Origin of the sequence: Scytonema hofmannii PCC 7110, from assembly GCF_000346485.2 — a bacterium.
GTDB classification, from domain to species: domain Bacteria; phylum Cyanobacteriota; class Cyanobacteriia; order Cyanobacteriales; family Nostocaceae; genus Scytonema; species Scytonema hofmannii.
Genome location: NZ_KQ976354.1, coordinates 10,131,771 through 10,152,793, shown reverse-complemented (window position 1 = coordinate 10,152,793; position 21,023 = coordinate 10,131,771). Strand labels below are relative to the sequence as shown.

The following is a 21,023-nucleotide window of genomic DNA, read 5'->3' as shown; positions in this document are numbered from 1 at the left end:
ATCTGTGATATCACGGTGCTGGAATTTCCCTCATTTCTGAGCTTTCTCATTTTCCAATTGTTTGCCATTTGACTAAGTCACACGCATTGTTTCAACTTTGCGCTGGCTTTGAATCTTTACTGGCTGAAAAATGCGGTAGGTGGAGGTAAGGAGACTCGAACTCCTGACATCCTGCTTGCAAAGCAGGCGCTCTACCAACTGAGCTATACCCCCCTGTCTTCAGTGACCAGTGACCAGTGCCCAGTGACCAGTAAATTTAACTTTGGTCACTGCTCACTGGTTACTGTTTACTGATGTCAGGTGGGCCATCCTGGACTCGAACCAGGGACCTCACCCTTATCAGGGGTGCGCTCTAACCACCTGAGCTAATAGCCCAAATCGAACCTCAATTCTAGTTTGGAAGCTGCTTTCACCTGACGCACGACCTGGGATGTCCCTTCAGTTTCACTCTTGACTCGCTCCCAACAACCTTTTTCTGCTGGTCACTGGTCACTGGTCACTGTTGAACTGAAAAGTTGGTCTCCCTAAAAGGAGGTGATCCAGCCACACCTTCCGGTACGGCTACCTTGTTACGACTTCACCCCAGTCACCAGTCCTGCCTTCGGCATCCTCCTCCACGAATGGTTAGAGTAACGACTTCGGGCACTACCAGCTTCCATGGTGTGACGGGCGGTGTGTACAAGGCCCGGGAACGAATTCACTGCAGTATGCTGACCTGCAATTACTAGCGATTCCACCTTCACGCAGGCGAGTTGCAGCCTGCGATCTGAACTGAGCCATGGTTTGTGAGATTTGCTTGCATTCACATGCTTGCTGCCCTCTGTCCATAGCATTGTAGTACGTGTGTAGCCCAGGACGTAAGGGGCATGCTGACTTGACGTCATCCCCACCTTCCTCCGGTTTGTCACCGGCAGTCTCCTTAGAGTTCCCAACTTAATGATGGCAACTAAGTACGAGGGTTGCGCTCGTTGCGGGACTTAACCCAACATCTCACGACACGAGCTGACGACAGCCATGCACCACCTGTGTTCGCGCTCCCTAAGGCACTCCCAACTTTCATCGGGATTCGCGACATGTCAAGCCCTGGTAAGGTTCTTCGCGTTGCATCGAATTAAACCACATACTCCACCGCTTGTGCGGGCCCCCGTCAATTCCTTTGAGTTTCACCGTTGCCGGCGTACTCCCCAGGCGGGATACTTAACGCGTTGGCTCCGGCACTACGCGGGTCGATACGCGTAACGCCTAGTATCCATCGTTTACGGCTAGGACTACTGGGGTATCTAATCCCATTCGCTCCCCTAGCTTTCGTCCCTCAGTGTCAGTAATAGTCCAGCAGAGCGCTTTCGCCACCGGTGTTCTTCCTGATCTCTACGCATTTCACCGCTACACCAGGAATTCCCTCTACCCCTACCTTACTCTAGTCTCTCAGTTTCCACTGCCCTTATCTAGTTGAGCCAGACGCTTTGACAGCCGACTTGATAAACCACCTGCGGACGCTTTACGCCCAATCATTCCGGATAACGCTTGCATCCTCCGTATTACCGCGGCTGCTGGCACGGAGTTAGCCGATGCTTATTCCTCAAGTACCTTCATTTTTTTATTCCCTGAGAAAAGAGGTTTACAACCCAAGAGCCTTCCTCCCTCACGCGGTATTGCTCCGTCAGGCTTTCGCCCATTGCGGAAAATTCCCCACTGCTGCCTCCCGTAGGAGTCTGGACCGTGTCTCAGTTCCAGTGTGGCTGATCGTCCTCTCAGACCAGCTACCGATCGCCGTCTTGGTGCGCTCTTACCACACCAACTAACTAATCGGACGCGAGCTCATCTTCAGGCAATTAATCTTTCACCCATGGGCACATCCGGTATTAGCAGCCGTTTCCAACTGTTGTCCCAGACCTGAAGCCAGATTCTCACGCGTTACTCACCCGTCCGCCACTAAACCCCTAAAGGTTCCGTTCGACTTGCATGTGTTAAGCATACCGCCAGCGTTCATCCTGAGCCAGGATCAAACTCTCCGTTTTGGTTTGTTTGTTTAGCTCTATCTCTAGTTGAATTTTTCCCTTCAACCAAGGGTTTTATTCTTTACTTACGCCAGGTTTTAGCTGTATAATTGCTTCCAAACTATAGAATTTTCAAGGTTCGGCTCCTTTCGGCGTCGCTCATTTGTGCGCCCGCCTCATCAGGCACTTTTATATAGTAGCGACCTCACTTCCGTCTGTCAACATTTTTTTTGAAAATTTTGGAAAAAGTTTTTTGATACGGCTGAAAGCCTGACAGTAGAAGGGTTTTAGGATAAAGTAATTTTGACGGAGCTAGAGGAAATCTTAGAGTCGTGAATAAATTAGGAATTTTGCCACCAACGATAGTGCTAGAACCGCTACTGCACTCGTTTTTATTAGAAGATATTGGTCGAGGCGATCGCACAACCCAAGCACTGATTAATCATGAAGAAGGACAGGCAAAATGGATAGCGAAAGCTGATGGAGTCATCGCTGGGTTACCTGTAGCAGCCAAAGTCTTCAGCTTATTAAACGAAAAAGTAAACTTTGTGGCGGTTGTCGCTGAGGGCGAAAGTCCAGAACGCGGAAACGTTGTTGCTGAAATAGAAGGACCTTTAGATGCACTACTCACAGGAGAACGAGTTGCACTTAATATAGTTATGCGCCTTAGCGGCATCGCTACGCTAACAAAGAAATATGTAGAGAAAATAGCAGATTTACCTACAAAGTTGGTAGATACTCGTAAGACAACACCAGGATTGAGACTGTTAGAAAAGTATGCGATCGCTATAGGAGGAGCAGTCAATCACCGGATGGGGCTAGATGACGCCGTCATGATCAAAGACAATCATATTGCAGCAGCAGGGGGAATTGAGGAAGCAATATCTCGTATACGCCACCAAATTCCATATCCCCTAACAATAGAAGTAGAAACTGAAAATTTAGCTCAAGTCCAAGAAGCATTACAATATGGTGCGGACATCATTATGTTAGACAATATGCCAGTTGATTTGATGCGTCAGGCGGTTTCCCTCATTCGCCAACATAACAACCGCGTTAAAATTGAAGCTTCTGGCAACATTACTTTAGAAACTATTCGTTCTGTGGCTGAGACAGGGGTAGACTACATCTCAAGTAGTGCGCCCATTACCCAATCCGGTTGGTTGGATTTGAGCATGAAAATCCAGTAATTATCCAAAAATTGTCCATTTGCAGTAAAAAAACTATAGTTTGAGGGAAAATTCCCCCTGGAGTATGAAATTTCATCTATGAAAGCTACACAAGAAAAACTAAAACTTCAATTACAAGAGGCTTTAGGCGCAGCTTTTGGCGCTGACTATGCTGAATCCGATCCAATATTAGTACCTGCTAGCAATCCAAAATTTGGAGACTACCAGGCAAATGTTGCATTATCCCTAGCAAAGCAGTTGGGACAGCAGCCAAGAGCGATCGCACAAAAAATAGTTGACAAACTTGACCTAGTAGGAATTTGCAAACCCCCAGAGATTGCAGGTCCTGGATTTATCAATCTTAAGCTAGAAACAGATTACCTAGTCGCACAACTTAAAGCGATTCAAACCGATCCAAGACTAGGAGTTCCACCAGCAAAAAATCCCAAACGAGTCATTGTAGATTATCCCAGCCCAAATATTGCCAAAGAAATGCACGTAGGGCATTTACGTTCAGCCATTATTGGAGATTGCCTTTCCCGAATTGTAGAATTCATGGGTCATGAAGTTTTGCGGGTAAGCCATGTAGGGGACTGGGGAACACCCTTTGGAATGCTGATTGCCCATTTAGAAGAAACGTATCCCGAAGCTTTAAACACCACTGAGACTCTCAACTTAGGGGACTTATCCTCATTTTACCGAGAAGCAAAGAAACGGTTCGATGCAGATGAAGATTTCCGCAAAGCAGCACATCAAGCAGTTGTCAAGCTACAAGCGGGAGATGAAAAAACTTTGCTAGCATGGAAAATTGTCTGTCAACTTTCCAGCAGAGCATACCAAGTCATATACGATTTGTTAGGATTGGCTCCCTTTATTGAAAGGGGAGAATCTTTTTATAATACTTTACTACCTGAAGTCCTAGAAGAACTAGATAAACAAGGTCTGTTGGTAGAAAATCAAGGAGCAAAATGCGTTTTCCTGGAAGGTTTTACAAATAGAGAGGGCGAACCCTTACCTTTAATCGTGCAAAAATCAGATGGAGGTTATAACTACGCCGCCACAGACTTAGCAGCAATTCGCTACCGAGTTCAGGTAGAGAAAGTGCAACGAGTGATTTATCCAGTAGGTGCAGAACAAAAAAACCACTTTGCTCAAATTTTTCAAGTAGGAAGAAAAGCAGGTTGGATTACAGACGATACCGAGTTTGTTCACACCCCCTTCGGCTTAATACTTGGCGAAGATGGTCAGAAATTGAAAACTCGTTCTGGAGAAGCAGTACGGTTGCAGGATTTGTTTGATGGAGCGATCGCCCACGCTCGTACAGACTTAGAACATAGACTCAAAGAAGACGAACGAGAAGAAACAGAAGAATTCATCGCTCATGTCGCGCTCTTAGTTGGCATCAGTGCCGTTAAATATGCTGACCTTAGCCAAAACCGTACTAGTAACTATATTTTTAGTTATGAAAAGATGTTAGCCTTAAAAGGCAACACGGCTCCATATATGCTCTATGCTTACGTCAGAACTCAAGGCATCAGCCGTGAAGGTAACATTGACTATGACAAACTCAGAGCAGATGCACCAATTATTCTGCAAGAAGAAGTAGAACTCACTTTAGCCAAACACTTGCTACAGTTAGATGAAGTCCTCAGTGAGGTAGAAAAAGATTTGCTACCAAACCGCTTGTGCGAGTACTTGTATCAACTGAGCCAAAAGTTCAATCAATTCTTTGAAAATTGCCCAGTTCTGAAATCTGAAGAACCCGTGCGAACATCACGGCTAATACTATGTGATGTGACAGCGAGAACGTTGAAGCTTGGATTATCCTTACTAGGAATCAAAGTTTTAGAGAGAATGTAAAAAAAGGAAACATTTCTTCGTGACCTTCGCGTCTTCGTGGTTCAATTATTTATTTAATGAACCGCAAAGACGCAAAGAGCACGAAGATCTCCCCTCCCCCGGTATTTTGCTACTGACTTAAATCAGCTAAGATATCAAAGCAAACGTGAACTGTAACGGAATAGGGAAACGCCGGTGCAAGTCCGGGGCTGTGCCGCAGCTGTAAACGGATTTTAGATTTTAGATTTTAGATTTTGGATTATTCTCATCCAAAATCCACGCATCCAAAATCCAAAATTGCGTTAGCCAGAACGCCTATTTATTACCTGCTCACTCTATTTCCTGCGTAGCACGGGAAGGGAGCTTTACAACTGGATGCTGACTACCAACACTCCAAATCACTCTCATTCAGAATCTTCAACTGCTCAAAGTCTGAAACTGTCACCCCTGCCAATACAACGTCCTTTGTTAATGGTTGGGCATGGTACTAGGGATGAACAAGGAAGGCAAGCTTTATTAGATTTTGCCACTCTTTATCAAGCTTTAGATCCATCCCGTCCCGTTTTACCTTGCTTTTTGGAACTGACCGAGCCTTCCATTCAGGAAGGTATAGACCAATGTGTAGCACAAGGTTATACTGAACTAACAGTTCTACCTATACTGTTATTTGCTGCACGGCATAATAAATTTGATGTCACAAATGAGTTAGATCGCGCTAAGTTGCGACATCCACAGTTAAAGTTTCACTATGGGCGTCATTTTGGTATTACTCCTACGATTGTAGAATTGTGGCGATCGCGTCTAGCTGAACTTGACAAAACCGAACATAACCCCCAACAAATATCTCGCTCTGATACCGTTCTCTTATTTGTTGGGCGCGGTTCCAGCGATCCTGACGCCAATGGAGATGTATGTAAACTAGCTCGCATTCTTTGGGAAGGAAGCGGCTACTCCACCGTTGAAACCTGTTTTATCGGCATTACCCACCCCAGATTAGAAGATGGTTTTCGCCGCGCACGACTTTACCAACCCAAACGCATCATCGTTTTGCCATACTTCCTATTTACAGGAGCATTAGTGAAAAAAATCTTTAATATCACCGCCCAACAGCAAGAGCAATATCCAGATATTTCCATAACTTGTCTACCAGAAATGGGATTGCATCCGGTTCTCCTTTCCGTACTGAGAGAAAGAGAAATTGAAACCCAACTAGAACAAGTACAAATGAATTGTGAGATGTGTAAATTCCGTCTATCTGCTTTAGCAAAAGACAGACACGAGCATTCCCACGCTCATAACCACCATCACCATCATCACAGTCACGACCACACCCATCCACCTGAAGACCCTTACGCAGATATAGAAAAGTACCATCAAAAAATTTGGCAAGCACCATAGTAATAGCAATGAACAAAACTATGTCCAAAGAATTTGCCATTGGTAGTAAAGTACGTGTTGTAGCACTACCACCCTACGTAAAAACAGCCGAACCCATGCCCATGCTGCGTCCTCCTGATGTGATTCATCTTGGAGAGGAAGGTATAGTTATTGACCGTCGTCCTGGTGGGTACTGGGGTATTCGCTTTGCAAAGGGCGCTTTTCTCCTTGATAGTCAATACATTGAATCTGCGGACACAACTTCGGAATCTTAAGACTCTCAGAATGGCGACCAGGAAATGTAAACTTATATTAAGTTGTGTTTCTGGTATTAATCATTATGATTTCTCGCCGCACTTTTTTGAACATATTACTTGCTAGCTGTTTTGCTATCATCAGTTGGTTGAATTTTGCTCCAGTTGCCAATGCCCTCGGTGGCAAACTTCCAGCAATTAATCAACCTGCACCAGACTTTACACTGCCAACTAACACTGGTGATGGCAAACTTTCTCTCTCCGATCTACGTGGTTCGTGGGTAGTACTTTACTTCTATCCCAAAGATTTTACCCCTGGCTGTACCATAGAAGCCCGTCGCTTTCAGCAGGACTTACCGAAATATATTCAGAAAAACGCTCAAATTGTTGGTGTAAGTGCTGATGATGTCAATTCTCATGCAGAATTTTGTGATTCAGAAGGTTTAAAATTCCCCTTATTAGCTGATACTACTGGCACAGTTAGCAAAGCCTATGGTTCCTGGATGAGCTTTGTGTCTGTACGCCATAGTTTTATCATCGATCCAAATGGCACCTTACGCGAGACTTTTGTGAAAGTGAATCCAGCTACCCATAGTCAAGAAGTTTTTGCTCGACTCGAAGAGTTGCAAAAAGCAGCTTGATAGTATTTTGTCTAAATCTTTCCTTTGCGTTCTTTGCGTCTTTGCGGTTAAAAAATATTTTGAACCACTAAGGCACGAAGAACGCAAAGAAAAACATCTGTAAAAAGATAGATGTAAACAACCGTAAATTTCAGGGAGAATAGAATAAAAAATATAGTTATTGTAGAAAACGCCTTGGTTTACCGTGCCAAAATCATGCGGTAATGAAGCCTTAAATGTTAAGACTAAGTCGCTTACACCAACAAAGTTCACATCAACTCTCTTCAAATTCAGTGGTGGCACGAACTGCGAGTGCGATCGCTGCTAGCGTCGGTTTCTTGGTATTAATTGGCTGGTGCTTGGAGCAAAAGTTTCTGACATCGCTCCTCTCTTTCGGTACGGGAAGTATGGAAGTAGATGCAGCATTTTGCTTCTTTTTGTCTGGCATATCCCTGTGGCTGTCCTTAACAAGAAAAGACGAAGAGAAGATTGCTCCCACGATCTTGGGCAAAGTTTGTGCGATCGCGGTTCTAAGCATTGCTTTGTTTACAGTCAGTCAATACGTGTTCCACTGGAATTTCAGGCTTGACGAATTGTTGCATCGTGACTTCCTAAATGGTTTGGGGACAATCCATTGGGAAGGTATGGGCATAAATACGGCGCTAAACTTTATAGTTCTTGGTAGGGCTTTGGAACTTGTGTGTCAACCCAAAACCTATCGTAACTATTGGTATGCTCAAGTCTTTAGCCTCATCGCTGCTTTAATATCCTTACAAGCTATTATTGGATATGTCTACAGAGTTCGTGTATTATACAGTTTTCAACCCCACGATCCGGGAATGGCACTTAACACTGCACTGACATTTACAGTGCTTTGTGTTGGTATTTTATATGCTCATCCCGATGAAGGGTTGATGCGGTTAATAACCAGCGATACCTATAGTGGTGTACTAGCACGTCGGTTACTGTTAGCTGCGATCGCAGTCCCTTTAGTGCTAGGATGGTTAACTCTACAAGGGCTGATAGCAGGGTTATATGAACCAGAATTTGCAGTATCCTTGTTAGTCGTTGTCCTAATTGTGAGCTTTTGTGTCTTTATATGGGAAAGTGCAGCAGCTTTAGAAAAATTGGGAAAGCAACGCGATCGCGTTAAAGAAGTTTTGAAGGTAAATGAAGAGAAATTAAGCAGTTTTGTAGATTCTAACGTTATTGGCATTCTCTTTGGTGACATTTACGGTCGCGTCCGCAAAGCCAACGACGAATTTCTGCGGATGATTGGCTATACATCTGAAGATTTACAAGCAGACAAAATTAAATGGACTGATATTACACCGCCTGAATATTTACCTTTAGATGCAGAAGGGATTGCAGAAGCGATCGCTAAAGGTGCTTGTACGCCTTACGAGAAAGAATATATCCGTAAAGATGGCAGTCGCATACCAGTTTTAGTTGGTTATACTTTGGTAGGAGAAAATCGTGAGGAATCGGTTGCATTTATCCTAGATTTAAGCGATCGCAAGCAAATAGAGCAAGCACTATGTCAAAGTGAAGAACGGTTCCGATTGGCACTAGATAATATCCCCGATGTTTTTGCTATCTACAATGCTAAACGGCAATTAGAGTTTGTAAATGCAGCAGCATTACAGAGAATTAAGAAGCCAAAAGAAGAAATTCTTGGAAGAACAGACGAGGAAATCTTTCCATCGGAAGTGACAACACCTTATCTTTCCACTTTGATTCAGGCACAAGAAACCCGCACGTTACAAAAAATAGAAGTTACAATTAGTTTACCTGATTACGGACAATTCACAACCGAAATTAAATATTTACCACTATTAGATGAAAAAGGCGAAATTGAACAAATTCTTGCCTTTACAAATGATATTACAGAACGCAAACAGGTAGAAGAAACACTCCGCAACCAACAAAAATGGCTGGAAGATTTGCTCAATCTCATGCCAATGCCAATGCTGTTGATAGAATCAGGAACAGCAAAGGTAACTTTTGCAAATGTTGCTGCCGATAAAGTGGCTGGAGGCAAATTTCCCAAAGCAGAATCATTGAAAGATTATAACACATACTATTATGCCACTGATGCTACAGGAAATCCGATCCCAGTAGAACAAGCACCTGGAATAAGAGTCGCTCGTGGCGAACGTATTGAAGGATTTGAATTAGATTGGCATACACCAGTAGGAATTCGCTCGCTCCTGATATTTGCCGATACTTTACCAGCCATGCATGGTTATCCAGCAACCTGTGTTTTGGTGTTTCAGGACATTACTAACCTGAAACAGGTAGAAAAAGCACTTTCGCTAGGTTACAAGAGACTTCAGCTATTGTTTAATACAGCTAGCGATTTACTTTCAAGCCAACAACCTGTTGCACTGATTGATAGTTTATTTAAAAAACTTTCAGAACAAATTCGTTTAGATGCTTACTTTAATTATTTAGTTTATGAGGATAAACGGATTTTACAGCTAGCATCTTACACTGGTGTTTCTGAAGAACAAGTCACAGAAATTGAGTGGTTAGAATTTGGTCAAGGAGTGAGTGGTACGGTATCGCAGCAACGCCATCCAATAGCTTTGGAAAACGTGCAGCAGTTAACCGAGCCAAAAACAGAATTTCTGCGTTCTATTGGAATTACAGCCTATTACAGTTACCCTCTAGTAGCTCAGGGACAACTTTTGGGTACTCTTGCCTTTGGCAGTCGAACTCGGGTAAGATTTACCCATAATGAAATGGGGATGATGCAAGCAGTTTGCGATCAAATCGCTATTGCAATGGAACGTGCGAAGCTAATTGCCTCTTTACAGCAGCAAACAGAACAGCTTAAAGAAGCAAATCGCATGAAAGATGAGTTTTTAGCAATTTTATCTCATGAATTGCGATCGCCTCTCAATGCAATTCTTGGTTGGACACAGCTATTGCGTTCTCGACGCCAACTTGATGAAACCAAAGTAGCAAAAGCATTAGAAACCATTGAGCGGAATGCTAGAGCACAAACACAGCTGATAGAAGATTTATTAGATATTTCGCGGATGATTAGAGGCAAATTACGCCTGAATGTCCGTCCTTGCAACCTAATTTCAATTATTGAGACTGCACTGGAAACAGTTCGTCTAGCTGCTGAGACAAAAGAGATCGATTTAAAGTTTTATGTTTTAGGGGACAGGGGACAGGGGACTGGTGATTGGGATGTTGTGGGGGATAGCGAACGCTTGCAGCAAATTGTATGGAATCTACTATCCAACGCCATTAAATTTACTCCTCAGGGAGGTTGTGTTGAAGTACGCTTGTCAGTAACAAGGCATAAGAAATCGTCACTCCATGCCAATTCCCAATTCCCATTGTCCTATGCCCAAATTCAGGTAAGTGACACTGGTATTGGTATCAACCCTGATTTTCTTCCATACGTTTTTGACCGTTTTCGTCAAGCTGATAGTTCTACAACAAGATCCTACGGCGGGTTGGGGTTGGGGTTAGCAATTGTGAGTCATTTAGTAGAACTACATGGTGGTAGCGTTCGTGTAGAAAGTCTGGGTGAAGGACAAGGGACTACTTTTACAGTCAAGTTACCCCTTCTTGGTAAAAAAGATGAGGAAGATGAAGAGACAAAGGGACAAGGAGATAGGGAGACAGGGGAAATCCTTACTCCCGCACCCTCCCTGTTGGGTATTCGGGTACTGGTTGTAGATGACGAAGCTGACACCCGTGATTTTTTGAGCATCGTACTGCAACAGTGCCAAGCGGAAGTAAAAGCAGTAGGATCTGTACGGGAAGCATTAGAAGCGATCGCACAATGGAGACCAGATGTTTTGGTCAGTGACATTGGTATGCCAAATGAAGATGGCTATACTCTGATTCGTGAAGTGCGATCGCTTGAGCGTAGTGGAAAAATTCCCCTTTCGGAACAAGGCGCAAAGATACCTGCGGCTGCATTAACGGCTTATGCTAGAACAGAGGATAGGCTGCGAGCTTTACAGGAAGGTTTTCAGATACATTTACCCAAGCCTGTTGAACCTGCAGAGTTAGCCACAGTCGTTGCGAGTTTGGCTGGGCGAACTTAGTTGAGTGCAATACACAAAAAAGTCATGGAACCGCAGATGAACGCAGATAAGTAGGTTGGGTTGAGGAACGAAACCCAACACGAAATCCAAGCGTCAGGTAACCAAACCCAACACGAAATCCAATTGTGAGATAACCAAACCCAACACGAAATCCAATTGTGAGATAACCAAACCCAACACGAAATCCAAGCGTCAGGTAAGGGACTTCCAAATAAAAAAATATCCCAAAATTTCTTGTGGTGCGGGCGTCCCCGCCCGCCACTAGCATAGGACGGGCGAGGACGCCCATCCCACAATCACCGGATAATTTATTTCTTGGAAGTCCCTAACCAAGTTTAATAAATAAATTTTTAACCGCAGAGGCGCTGAGGTCGCAGAGAGAAGAGGAGTTATTTGTTCATCTTGACAGGGTTAGCAATACCCTCAGAGACTCAGTATTTTCTGACAAATCAAATACAATGACTACATTGCTTGGCAAATCTCAACAACTCTGGCAGAATATGAAAAGCAAGTTGAAGTTCAACAAAAGTTTAACCTATGGCTGGTGTGGTAATACTCACTGCTATTAACATAGAGTATATGGCAGTTCGCTCCCATCTAACTGACCTTCAAGAAATAGTACATCCCCAAGGTACAGTTTACGAACAGGGAAAATTTACTGCCAACAGCAAGTCATGGGATGTTGGGATTGTTGAGATAGGTGCGGGAAATTCGGGCGCAGCGATGGAAGCAGAGCGGGCGATCGCTTACTTCAAACCAAGTCTTGTTCTGTTTGTGGGAGTCGCAGGTGGTATTAAAGATGTCAAGCTGGGAGATGTCGTTGCGGCGACAAAAGTTTATGGTTATGAGTCTGGTAAAGCAAAAGAGGAATTTGAACCCAGACCTGATGTGGGAGAATCAGCATACAACCTAATACAAAGAGCAAGAGCAGAAGCCAGAAAACCGGACTGGCTTCAAAGGTTAAAGTCTCTTCCTCATCCAACCCCCAAGGTATTTGTCGCACCCATAGCCGCAGGAGCAAAAGTTGTTGCTTCCACAAAGTCTGAAGTTTACCAATTTCTTCAGTCTAACTACGGTGATGCAGTTGCAGTGGAAATGGAGGGACGAGGTTTTCTCCAAGCGACTCATGCTAACCAACTTTCAGCGTTGATCGTTCGTGGTATATCCGATCTGATAGATGGTAAAAGCATTGATGACAATGGAGGTTCTCAGGAATTGGCTGCAAATCGCGCCAGTGCTTTTGCTTTTGAGGTTCTTGCAAAGCTTCAGCCTCAAGAAGTGAATTCTCCATCAAATCAGACGACTGTATCTAATACTTTACCTATGGATGATTCTAATCTTAAACTTTTACAGGAAAAGCTATCTGATTTCCGAAGAGAATACATCATTACCGCCGATCCAGGTCGCAAGTTTCAACTTAAGAAGGAAATCGAAGATATTGAACGGCAAATACAAGAGTTGGAGTCACTTTTAACAGTAAATTTGGAAAGAAATAACCAGAATATCAATTTTACTGGCGCTCAACGGAAGCAATTTTGTGATGCTTTAATGGATGCTTTTCGCAGTCAGAAAGACTTAGAGATGATGCTTAGCTATGAGTTGAATTGGAAATTAAATCAAATAGCTGGTGGAGAGAATTACCAACAAATCGTGTTTAGTTTGCTCGACTATGCTGATGCTCAAGGACAGCTTAAAGAACTTTTAAATGGTGCAAAAAGAGCAAATACTGGTAATCGTAAATTACGCGATATGAATTTATAAAATCTCTCTTTCCTCTCTCTGTGCTCTCTGCGTCTGGTGTGGTTTAATAAATTTTTTAACCGCAAAGACGCAAAGAGCGCGAAGAAAGAGAAGAAGATTGGTAACCTTATGGAGGAAAGGGAGTAATAAATAAATTTTTAACCGCAGAGGCGCTGAGGTCGCAGAGAGAAGAGGAGTTATGTGTCTAACTTGCTTACAAAACAAATACAATTTTTACATAGTTGGCAAATTTTAACAACTCTGGCAGAATATGAAAAGCAAGTTGAAATTCTACAAAAATTAACTAGAGATTGTGTAGTAGTACTCACGGATAAATAAACTGTGTTAAATAACAGCGATGAAAATCTTCAACTTTTACAGGAGAAATTAGATGATTTTAAAAGAGAATATATCATTACCGCCGATCAAGGTCGCAAGTTTCAACTCAAAAAAGAAATTAAAGAAATCAAGCAGCAAATTCAGGAACTTGAAGATAGTTCTAACAGTTACAAACGTAATACAAAAGAAAAATTACCAGACAAAAATTTAGAAAATGCTTTATGCAAGTTAAATCACAGCAATCAATATACTAGCTTTCAACACGTGTCTAACATATGTAATAATTTGATTGGAGTTCGGATACAAACATCAAAAGATAGCTTTTCTCTTGTTTGGTTGTTAAAATCTTTGATAAAAAGTTTGGAAACTGAAGAAGTTATTTGTGCTCGATTGCTATTAGATAGTCATACATACAGTAATGGAAATTTTCAACTAATTTTAAAAGGAATAGCTGAAGGGTTAAAGCTACCTGAATACCATCACAACTCAACGGTAGAAGATATCATTCGTAAAATATATTATAAAATACTGCAAGAACAACAACATATTATTTTGTTATTTTATGGTGTAGATTCACAAAATAAATCTGTAATGGAGAAAATTCTTAAAGATTTTTGGATTCCTTTAATAACAAAAATTAAAACTAACAAGAAAAATAATAATTATTTGTTAATGTTTTGGATAGATTATAATAAAAAAAGTGCTAATTGGCGAGAAAGCTATATATTTCCAGACGATCCAGATGATAGTAGACTAAAAAATGCTGAAACTCTACTTAATATTTGCGTAACCTCTAAATTTACACAAAAGGAATTGAAGAACTGGCTGGAAGGACAAGATGGACGCTCTGCTCCACCATATTTGATTATAATTTAGTCAAAAAAGAAAACCTTAGTGAAACATTTAAGAAAATTTGGAATGAAAGCCAAAAAGGAAAACCAGAATTGGTACTTCAAGTACTTTACAAGTTGTGTAACCTTAAATGGGAGAATTACGAAAGTAGATGGCTAGATTTTTAAACAAAAATTTGACATACACGGGTGAAGAACAATATCAACCCAAGCCCCGTGAAAAGGATAAGGACACTGGAGAAATCCTTTATCCTTATATACCTGTTAGTGAAGGATTAGTTAAAGCTGTAAATTTGTCAATTAATCTTAACAGACCTTTATTACTAGAAGGAGAACCGGGATGTGGCAAAACGCGATTAGCTCGTGCAGTAGCTTATGAGTTTAGTAAATGTTACGGCGAGCAATATAATGTAGAAAAATGGCCTTATGCAGATTGGAATATTAAGTCTAGTGACCAAGCAAGAGATGGATTATATATTTATGATGCAGTTAGGCGTTTGTTTGACGTTCAACTATTTACAGTGGAACATCAGTTAAACAATAATCAATTACCAGATAAAGAACAATTACCTCAAGATACAAGTTTAGGAAATCCATTAGAAAAAAACAATATTCGGCAAAGATTAGAAGACCCAAAACATGAAGCTTATATCCAATGGGGAGCACTTGGTAAAGCGTTTCAAGCATCCCAAAAAGGACAACGGATGATTGTGCTGATTGATGAAATAGATAAAGCTGATACGGATTTTCCTAATGATTTACTTTTAGAACTTGAAGAAAAACGATTTTTTATTAAAGAAACTGGAAGAGAAATTAGAGCAGAACCAGATTTCGCACCCATTATTTTTATCACTAGCAACGGTCAACGAAAATTACCAGATGCTTTTCTGCGTCGATGTCTTTATCACTACATTAAATTTCCACAAAAGAGGAGTTAATGAAAATTGTTCAAGCACATTTTAGGGGCAAAAAGTTATCAGAAGAATTAATAGATAAAATTGTAGATCGTTTTATTGCTATCCGTAAAATCTTGGAGAGCGAGAAAGGATATCTTGGGAAAAAAGTAAGTACGAGTGAATTGATTGACTGGGTAAAAGCTCTCCGCCTAGAATATAAGACAACAGCAAAAATTGAACGGGTTCTCTCAGAAAAGACATTACCCTGTCCTAGTGTTTTGTTAAAAAGTCAAGATGACCTCGAAATTGCTGAGTTGAGAGAACAAGAGGATTCTGACAGTGAGTGAAGGTGATTTACCACTCTATGAGTTATTTACCCGTCTCCGAGAAGCAAAATTTCTTCTCGGTGTGGGTGACTACAATCTATTGTTAGAGGTTTTGCTCGCTGATTATGGTACTTTAGAATCAGAAATTCTGAAACTTGACTCACCTTCTGCTCTCAAGCAGTTATGTCAAACGTTGTGGGTAAAATCAGTTAGCCAGCAGCGTCAATTTGAGGCAATTTTTGAGGAAATGTTTGGGGAAAAAGTGGAACGATCGCATTCCCCAACAATTCATCCTCCCAAGGAAGAACAAACTGCGAGTGTGATCGCAACTCCTGAAGAAGCGCCACAAAAAAGCACGACTACCAAAAAATCTAGGTCGAAAAAGCCACATTTTTTCTTTGCACCTGCTCCCAGTCACTCCATAGAAACCACAACTCAAGAAACCGAAGTAGCAAAAGCAGTCAGGGTAGGTAAACCAAGAGAATGGACAGCTTTTAAACCTTCCGGTTTACCCAAGGACTATTTTCCTGTAACAGCACGACAGATGGAGCAAGGTTGGTATACTTTGCGCCGTCCAATCAGAAAAGGGCTGCGACTGGAACTTGATGTTCCCGCAACAATTGACCAAATTAAGCAACGGGGGATGTTTTTTCAACCCATCCAAAAACCCCGTCAGGTTAAGTCCAGTCATCTAGTTTTACTAATTGACCAAAAAGGTTCAATGCAGCCGTTTCATGTTTTATCGCGTCTGTTGGTAGAAACGGCTTACCAAACGAGTTGTTTGGAAAAAACGGATTGTTATTACTTCAATAACTACCCCAGATTCATGCTTTACGGTGACTCCCAGTTTCAAACTGAATCACCTGTGGAAGAAGTTATAGCTCGTTGGCATCCAGAAAAAACAGTTATCCTTATATTGAGTGATGCAGGAGCTGCTCGTGGTAACTTTGTCTTGAGGCGGGTTGAAAGAACTCTTGAGTTTTTGGAAAAGCTACAACATTATTCTAAAGCTATAGCTTGGTTAAATCCCGTACCTCAAGCCTCTTGGAAGAGAACAACCGCTCAAGCGATCGCAGAGGCAAAAATTGTACCCATGTTTTCTTGCGATCGCGTCGGATTTCAAAAAGCGATGAAAGTGTTGCAAGGCATTTCACAATTACAAGTTTACCAAGTGGCTGAAGAAGCAACAACAGAAGAGAAGGACGAATTAAAAGCAGAACTAGAAACCGACCCCGACATTGAATACGCTCTTAAAAGAATCCACTCATTTGCTAGGCGCTTTACTCAAGCACATCTCGACCTAGCATATCATGCAGCTTTTCCTTTGACTTTAACTCCAGATTTTCTCTATCGTTTGCGGGACTATTTAATTGAGCTTGATCTGCAAATTCCTTGGATTGCTGTATCTGACCTTTTACTTTCTGGTGATCCTGAGAGATGGAAGTTATCGGAATTTTTAGTACTTCTCTCTCCTTTTCTCGCTCCCGATGGGTATGCCTCGTCAATAGCTTTGCAGGCTTGCTGCTACTATATATGCACGGGTAATCCAAACACGTCGAGAACGCATGGGTAGAACCACTAACCCTTACACAGCTACCATGCCAAATGCCTTTCTGGCTGCTTGGGTAGCAAGTAAACCCTGTTTTTCAACTTTCAACCTGGGCTTTTGGTAATATCTCGCAAAAAAACGTAGACCTATATTTCGGGCGGCGTTCAGATCGGCATTGCCTCTATGTTCAACGGTGTCGGAACAAATATAATTTGGCGCTCCCGTACTGTAATCAACTTTCTCCAATGATTTATTCATGATTATTTGAAAAAGTCTGGCGACATCAGTACTAAATTGAGCTTCTATTCTGGAAACTAACGAATCTTCTTCTTCGTTGCCATTACATAATGCACAATGCCTGCTTGTATCTTTTGGTGAGACTTGAGCCGTGATAATTCCATAAGACTGAAAAGCTTTGTATTTGGTTCGTTTCCGAATTTTCGACGAGAGCCAATAAGCTCTTTTTTGATTAGAACGACGGCTAAATTTCGCTCTATCGGGTCGAAGATTAGTTAAACACTCAAATACAATTACTGTCGCTCCATACTGATGAGCAAAGTCAGCTATACGTTTAGAGATTCGATGAGATTCGTAATTATCTCTATTCTTAATTTTCTCAAAGCGTTGAGAATTATCACCAATCTTTTTAACTCCAAAACCTTTATTTGTCTTGGAACTAGCTACTGCAATTAAACCTAACTCACGCTTCCTACGATGTTGGATAGTATCATTACCCTTAACAAAGAGAGTGGCAATCTCGGTAACGCTACCCGTAACGTCGGAGTGTAGAATTGTTGCTACAGCTATATCACCATCAAGATTTAGATCTACGTTGCAAGTTGTTAATCCATCAGGGTTCAATGCTTGTTGAGCCAGTTTCCCGTTGGATTTGACTTGTTTAATCACAGGAACATGAAGATGTAACCTATCTTTTAAAACCAGCGTGGGACTTCCCCATTCATAACCATAAGGAAGTTCTCTACCTTCTAGGTTGATAGGCTGCTTCATAAAAACCCATCTGTTGCCTGTCCACAGTTTTAATATGATTGATGAACCGTCAAACTCCTTGTACATCCCACGATAGAAAGTAGGATGAATGTTTGTATAATTACGAGGTGGTAGCGGTGGTTTATCTGTGAACTTTTTCGGAGTGTATTTCTGGCCCTTAGCTTCAGAAATGGCTAATTTCTTGGCTTGTTTTTCTTCATGCTTATCTCTACGTAACTCCCATTTTTTATAGTTCGAGTCCCAAGACTTTGCTATACCAAAAGCGGTTTTAATGCAAGAACGACGCATGTCTTGAACTGTGTTGATCTGCAAGGGAATTTCCGGGGAGGGTCTTTGTTTGGTAATTAATGTTAATTTCTCTACAACGCTATACAAGTCATCAGATTTTAAATTGAGTAGCTCTAAATTCTCCAGAAATACCAAAACATAAAACTCAGTTGTATCTGCGTACAATTGTTTGGTAGTAATAATATGTTTAACTATTTCTTCCCTGTAAGCAGTTTCACTTTTAGCTCTTAATATCACTGTCTTTTGAACTTCAATATGTCCTTTGACTCGCCCCACGTTGTATCACCTCCTTCGCTTGACTGTTTTAGTATACAAAAATGTCCCCGACATTTCCGATTTAGACATCATTCTTCATGGAATCTTCATCTAATTTTTCTACTTCTAAAGTTTTTCTGATCGGTTTTTCATACTTTCGCAAGCCGTAAAGCCTTGCAGAAAAACAATGCATGATTGCTAGCAGATCTTGCACTAACTCTTGTTGAGGAGAAAGCACGACTTGATTCAACACAATAACTTTACAATCAAATTGAGCACAAAGCCAAACTACAAGGTCAAAACCGAACCTGACCAACCGATCTGAATAAGCTACTACTATTTCTTTTACTTCGCGATTAATCACTCTTTCTAATATCGATAAAAGCTTTTTCCGCTTAAAGTTCAACCCCGAACCTACTTCGTAAATCATCTCTCCTTTAGGGTAGCGCGAGCGTAAAAAATCTAACTGCCGTTGCAAATCATCCTTTTGAGAATGCGTTGAGACTCGTCCATATATGATGACTGCTCGGTCGTCCTCCCCAATCATCTTTCTGAGGGAGGTCACATCGTATCGGCGATAACCACTCTCAGCTTTGATAAAGTCAATTTTCCCGGCGTCTGCCCACTTAGCTAGAGTTTTTGGATGAAAGCCTGTTAGTTCTGCGGCGTCTTTAGGACTGATATAAGGCATAAACTCAGAAATAGTATTAGATATCTTAAAATTAACACTAATTCCGACTTGTTCCATGAAACCGTTACTAGCTACGTCTCTTTGCAACGAAGTCGGACAGGAACTGTATGAGATGAATATTACAGTCAGACAAGTTCTGTTGAAGCATCTGACTCAACGCTATGGTCAAGAACGTCTCAACAAGCTCTCAGAATTTTTACTAGAGTATGTCGCACGACAGATGAATCACTTAGATAGCGGTATTATTCAAGCTCAAACTTGGACAGCCTTAGCTTACGTCAACACCACAGAAGCCGCCAAACAAATCACCCTAAAATTAACAAAAATGCTACAGCAGTACAATCAATCCGATTGGCTGCAGATGACATTCTTAGTCGAAACCTTAACAGAACCACTGAAAACCGAAGGTTTTCAACCGTTGTTAGCTTTAGCTCAGGGTATGGAACAATCAGCTCGTGGCGATTTGTTCGGAGCCGAAAAGCAATTTGATGAGCTGCGCCATCAACTCGGAAGTTCCCCAACCATTGCTGGAGTTAGCATCAGTATTCCGCCACCACCCATCCCCGCTAAAAGGTTCTCCTTTGATGTTGTGACTGTAAATGCTGTAGGAGAGATTGTCCAACAAGAATCTTGCAAAGCTGATTATTTTAAAGAAGACCTTGGTAACAGCGTGACTTTAGAAATGGTTTACATTCCTGAAGGTACTTTTCTCATGGGTTCACCCGAAACGGAAGAAGGACACATGGAACGTGAAAGCCCCCAACACGAGGTCACTCTTCAACCGTTTTTTATGGGGAAATATCCCATTACTCAAGCACAATGGCGGGCGATCGCAGCGTTACCACAAGTCAATCGCGAACTAGATCCCGATCCTTCTGAATTTAAAGGAAGCGATCGACCAGTAGAAAGTGTAAGTTGGTATGAAGCAGTTGAGTTTTGTGATAGACTATCTATATATAGTAAACGTAACTACCGACTGCCCAGTGAGGCAGAGTGGGAGTATGCTTGCCGTGCAGGTACGACGACACCGTTCCACTTTGGTGAAACTATTACGCCTGAGTTAGCGAACTATGACGGCAACTTTACTTATGGCTCTGGTTCTAAGGGAGAAGATCGCGAACGAACAACACCTGTAGGCAGCTTTAAAGTAGCAAATGCCTTTGGTTTGTTTGATATGCATGGAAATGTTTGGGAGTGGTGTGCCGACAATTGGCATGAAAAATACGAAAATACTCCTCTAGACAATGCTAATTCGTCAAACATTGATAATGATAATCGGTTGCTTCGTGGCGGTTCCTGGGTCAACAATCCGAGGAATTGCCGTTCCGCGTATCGCAACGATGCTCTTCCGGACTACAGGATCGACTTCACCGGGTTTCGGGTGGTGCTTTCCGGGGCGAGAACTTAATAATTCTTTACACTCTTCCCTCTTACCCTTTTCTCTATTCTTTTTTCTTACCCTTTTCCGCCGAAGGCGGATCGATTTTTTTTCAAGTATGGTACGACTAGTTATAGTATGCAGGAAAGAGACTAGTTTTGTCAAGTAGGCTGTTGAGAAACCCGGTTTCTTGAAAAAACCGGGTTTCTGTGGTGTTGATGCCAATAATTATAGCAAAAATTTGTTTTTCTGTTTTTAAATTTTGCAAGTTATATGAGATGATTAGTCGAATGTGGGAAAAGCATCTTGCTCGTCCCAAAGAATTCATACCGAATTCGTCAATTACCTACAATAACCACTTTCCACCTCCAAC

Annotated in this window: 15 protein-coding genes, 2 tRNA genes, 1 rRNA gene and 1 riboswitch; of the genes, 12 read left to right on the top strand and 6 right to left on the bottom strand. The window is 41.8% G+C overall.

Translation table 11 applies throughout. The features are described 5' to 3' along the window. Positions 1–140 precede the first annotated feature (140 nt). The 3 genes from WA1_RS42890 to WA1_RS42880 form a co-directional block, all read right to left on the bottom strand. Positions 141–213, bottom strand: a tRNA-Ala gene (locus WA1_RS42890). An 88-nt stretch (positions 214–301) separates the two neighbouring features. Further along, positions 302–375, bottom strand: a tRNA-Ile gene (locus WA1_RS42885). Between the two features lie 152 nt (positions 376–527). Further along, a 16S ribosomal RNA gene (locus WA1_RS42880) occupies positions 528–2,018 on the bottom strand. 311 nt (positions 2,019–2,329) lie between these two features. Between WA1_RS42880 and nadC the strand changes: the two genes are divergently transcribed. The 6 genes from nadC to WA1_RS42850 all read left to right on the top strand — a co-directional run bounded on the left by nadC (position 2,330) and on the right by WA1_RS42850 (position 11,329). After that, complete coding sequence (nadC, locus tag WA1_RS42875; RefSeq protein ID WP_017750137.1) at positions 2,330–3,187, top strand: carboxylating nicotinate-nucleotide diphosphorylase; 858 nt, start codon at positions 2,330–2,332, stop codon at positions 3,185–3,187. Between the two features lie 78 nt (positions 3,188–3,265). Beyond that, entirely contained in the window at positions 3,266–5,026 is a 1,761-nt protein-coding gene (argS, locus tag WA1_RS42870; RefSeq protein WP_017750136.1) for an arginine--tRNA ligase, read from the top strand. A 114-nt stretch (positions 5,027–5,140) separates the two neighbouring features. Continuing rightward, positions 5,141–5,342, top strand: a riboswitch (cobalamin riboswitch). A gap of 38 nt (positions 5,343–5,380) precedes the next feature. After that, positions 5,381–6,403, top strand: a complete 1,023-nt coding sequence (locus WA1_RS42865) for a sirohydrochlorin chelatase (protein WP_017750135.1) — start codon at positions 5,381–5,383, stop codon at positions 6,401–6,403. 20 nt (positions 6,404–6,423) lie between these two features. Then, entirely contained in the window at positions 6,424–6,657 is a 234-nt protein-coding gene (gene sipA / locus WA1_RS42860) for a regulatory protein SipA (RefSeq protein WP_017750134.1), read from the top strand. 65 nt (positions 6,658–6,722) lie between these two features. Continuing rightward, positions 6,723–7,277 (top strand): peroxiredoxin, encoded by a 555-nt coding sequence (locus tag WA1_RS42855; protein ID WP_017750133.1) that lies wholly within the window; start codon positions 6,723–6,725, stop codon positions 7,275–7,277. A gap of 215 nt (positions 7,278–7,492) precedes the next feature. Next, positions 7,493–11,329, top strand: coding sequence for a PAS domain-containing hybrid sensor histidine kinase/response regulator (locus WA1_RS42850; protein ID WP_017750132.1), 3,837 nt, complete (start codon positions 7,493–7,495; stop codon positions 11,327–11,329). 22 nt (positions 11,330–11,351) lie between these two features. Here WA1_RS42850 and WA1_RS42845 read toward each other — a convergent pair whose 3' ends face one another. Continuing rightward, positions 11,352–11,618 carry a hypothetical protein gene (locus WA1_RS42845; protein WP_066613248.1) on the bottom strand — a complete coding sequence of 89 codons (267 nt, stop codon included), beginning with the start codon at positions 11,616–11,618 and terminating at the stop codon, positions 11,352–11,354. A gap of 248 nt (positions 11,619–11,866) precedes the next feature. Here WA1_RS42845 and WA1_RS42840 point away from each other — a divergent pair, with 248 nt between their 5' ends. The 5 genes from WA1_RS42840 to WA1_RS42825 all read left to right on the top strand — a co-directional run bounded on the left by WA1_RS42840 (position 11,867) and on the right by WA1_RS42825 (position 17,054). Then, the gene (locus WA1_RS42840) at positions 11,867–13,090 is read left to right on the top strand and encodes a phosphorylase family protein (RefSeq protein ID WP_017750130.1); all 1,224 of its coding nucleotides are present in this window, start codon (positions 11,867–11,869) and stop codon (positions 13,088–13,090) included. A 321-nt stretch (positions 13,091–13,411) separates the two neighbouring features. Next, the gene (locus tag WA1_RS42835; protein ID WP_017750128.1) at positions 13,412–14,284 is read left to right on the top strand and encodes a hypothetical protein; all 873 of its coding nucleotides are present in this window, start codon (positions 13,412–13,414) and stop codon (positions 14,282–14,284) included. 127 nt (positions 14,285–14,411) lie between these two features. After that, positions 14,412–15,197 carry an AAA family ATPase gene (locus tag WA1_RS42830; protein ID WP_051077160.1) on the top strand — a complete coding sequence of 262 codons (786 nt, stop codon included), beginning with the start codon at positions 14,412–14,414 and terminating at the stop codon, positions 15,195–15,197. Further along, on the top strand, positions 15,197–15,502 hold the full coding sequence (locus tag WA1_RS60900; protein WP_051077159.1) for a hypothetical protein: 306 nt from the start codon (positions 15,197–15,199) through the stop codon (positions 15,500–15,502). Before WA1_RS42830 ends, WA1_RS60900 begins: the two co-directional genes overlap by 1 nt. Beyond that, positions 15,495–17,054, top strand: coding sequence for a hypothetical protein (locus WA1_RS42825; protein ID WP_066613246.1), 1,560 nt, complete (start codon positions 15,495–15,497; stop codon positions 17,052–17,054). Before WA1_RS60900 ends, WA1_RS42825 begins: the two co-directional genes overlap by 8 nt. A gap of 12 nt (positions 17,055–17,066) precedes the next feature. Here WA1_RS42825 and WA1_RS42820 read toward each other — a convergent pair whose 3' ends face one another. After that, on the bottom strand, positions 17,067–18,602 hold the full coding sequence (locus tag WA1_RS42820; RefSeq protein ID WP_017750186.1) for an IS200/IS605 family accessory protein TnpB-related protein: 1,536 nt from the start codon (positions 18,600–18,602) through the stop codon (positions 17,067–17,069). Between the two features lie 61 nt (positions 18,603–18,663). Beyond that, on the bottom strand, positions 18,664–19,329 hold the full coding sequence (locus WA1_RS42815) for an IS607 family transposase (protein WP_272819170.1): 666 nt from the start codon (positions 19,327–19,329) through the stop codon (positions 18,664–18,666). On the opposite strand from WA1_RS42815, the gene WA1_RS54095 reads away from it, so the two are divergent. Next, entirely contained in the window at positions 19,328–20,680 is a 1,353-nt protein-coding gene (locus tag WA1_RS54095) for a formylglycine-generating enzyme family protein (protein ID WP_081403056.1), read from the top strand. The two genes, WA1_RS42815 and WA1_RS54095, sit on opposite strands and share 2 nt — an antisense overlap. Positions 20,681–21,023: the final 343 nt, after the last annotated feature.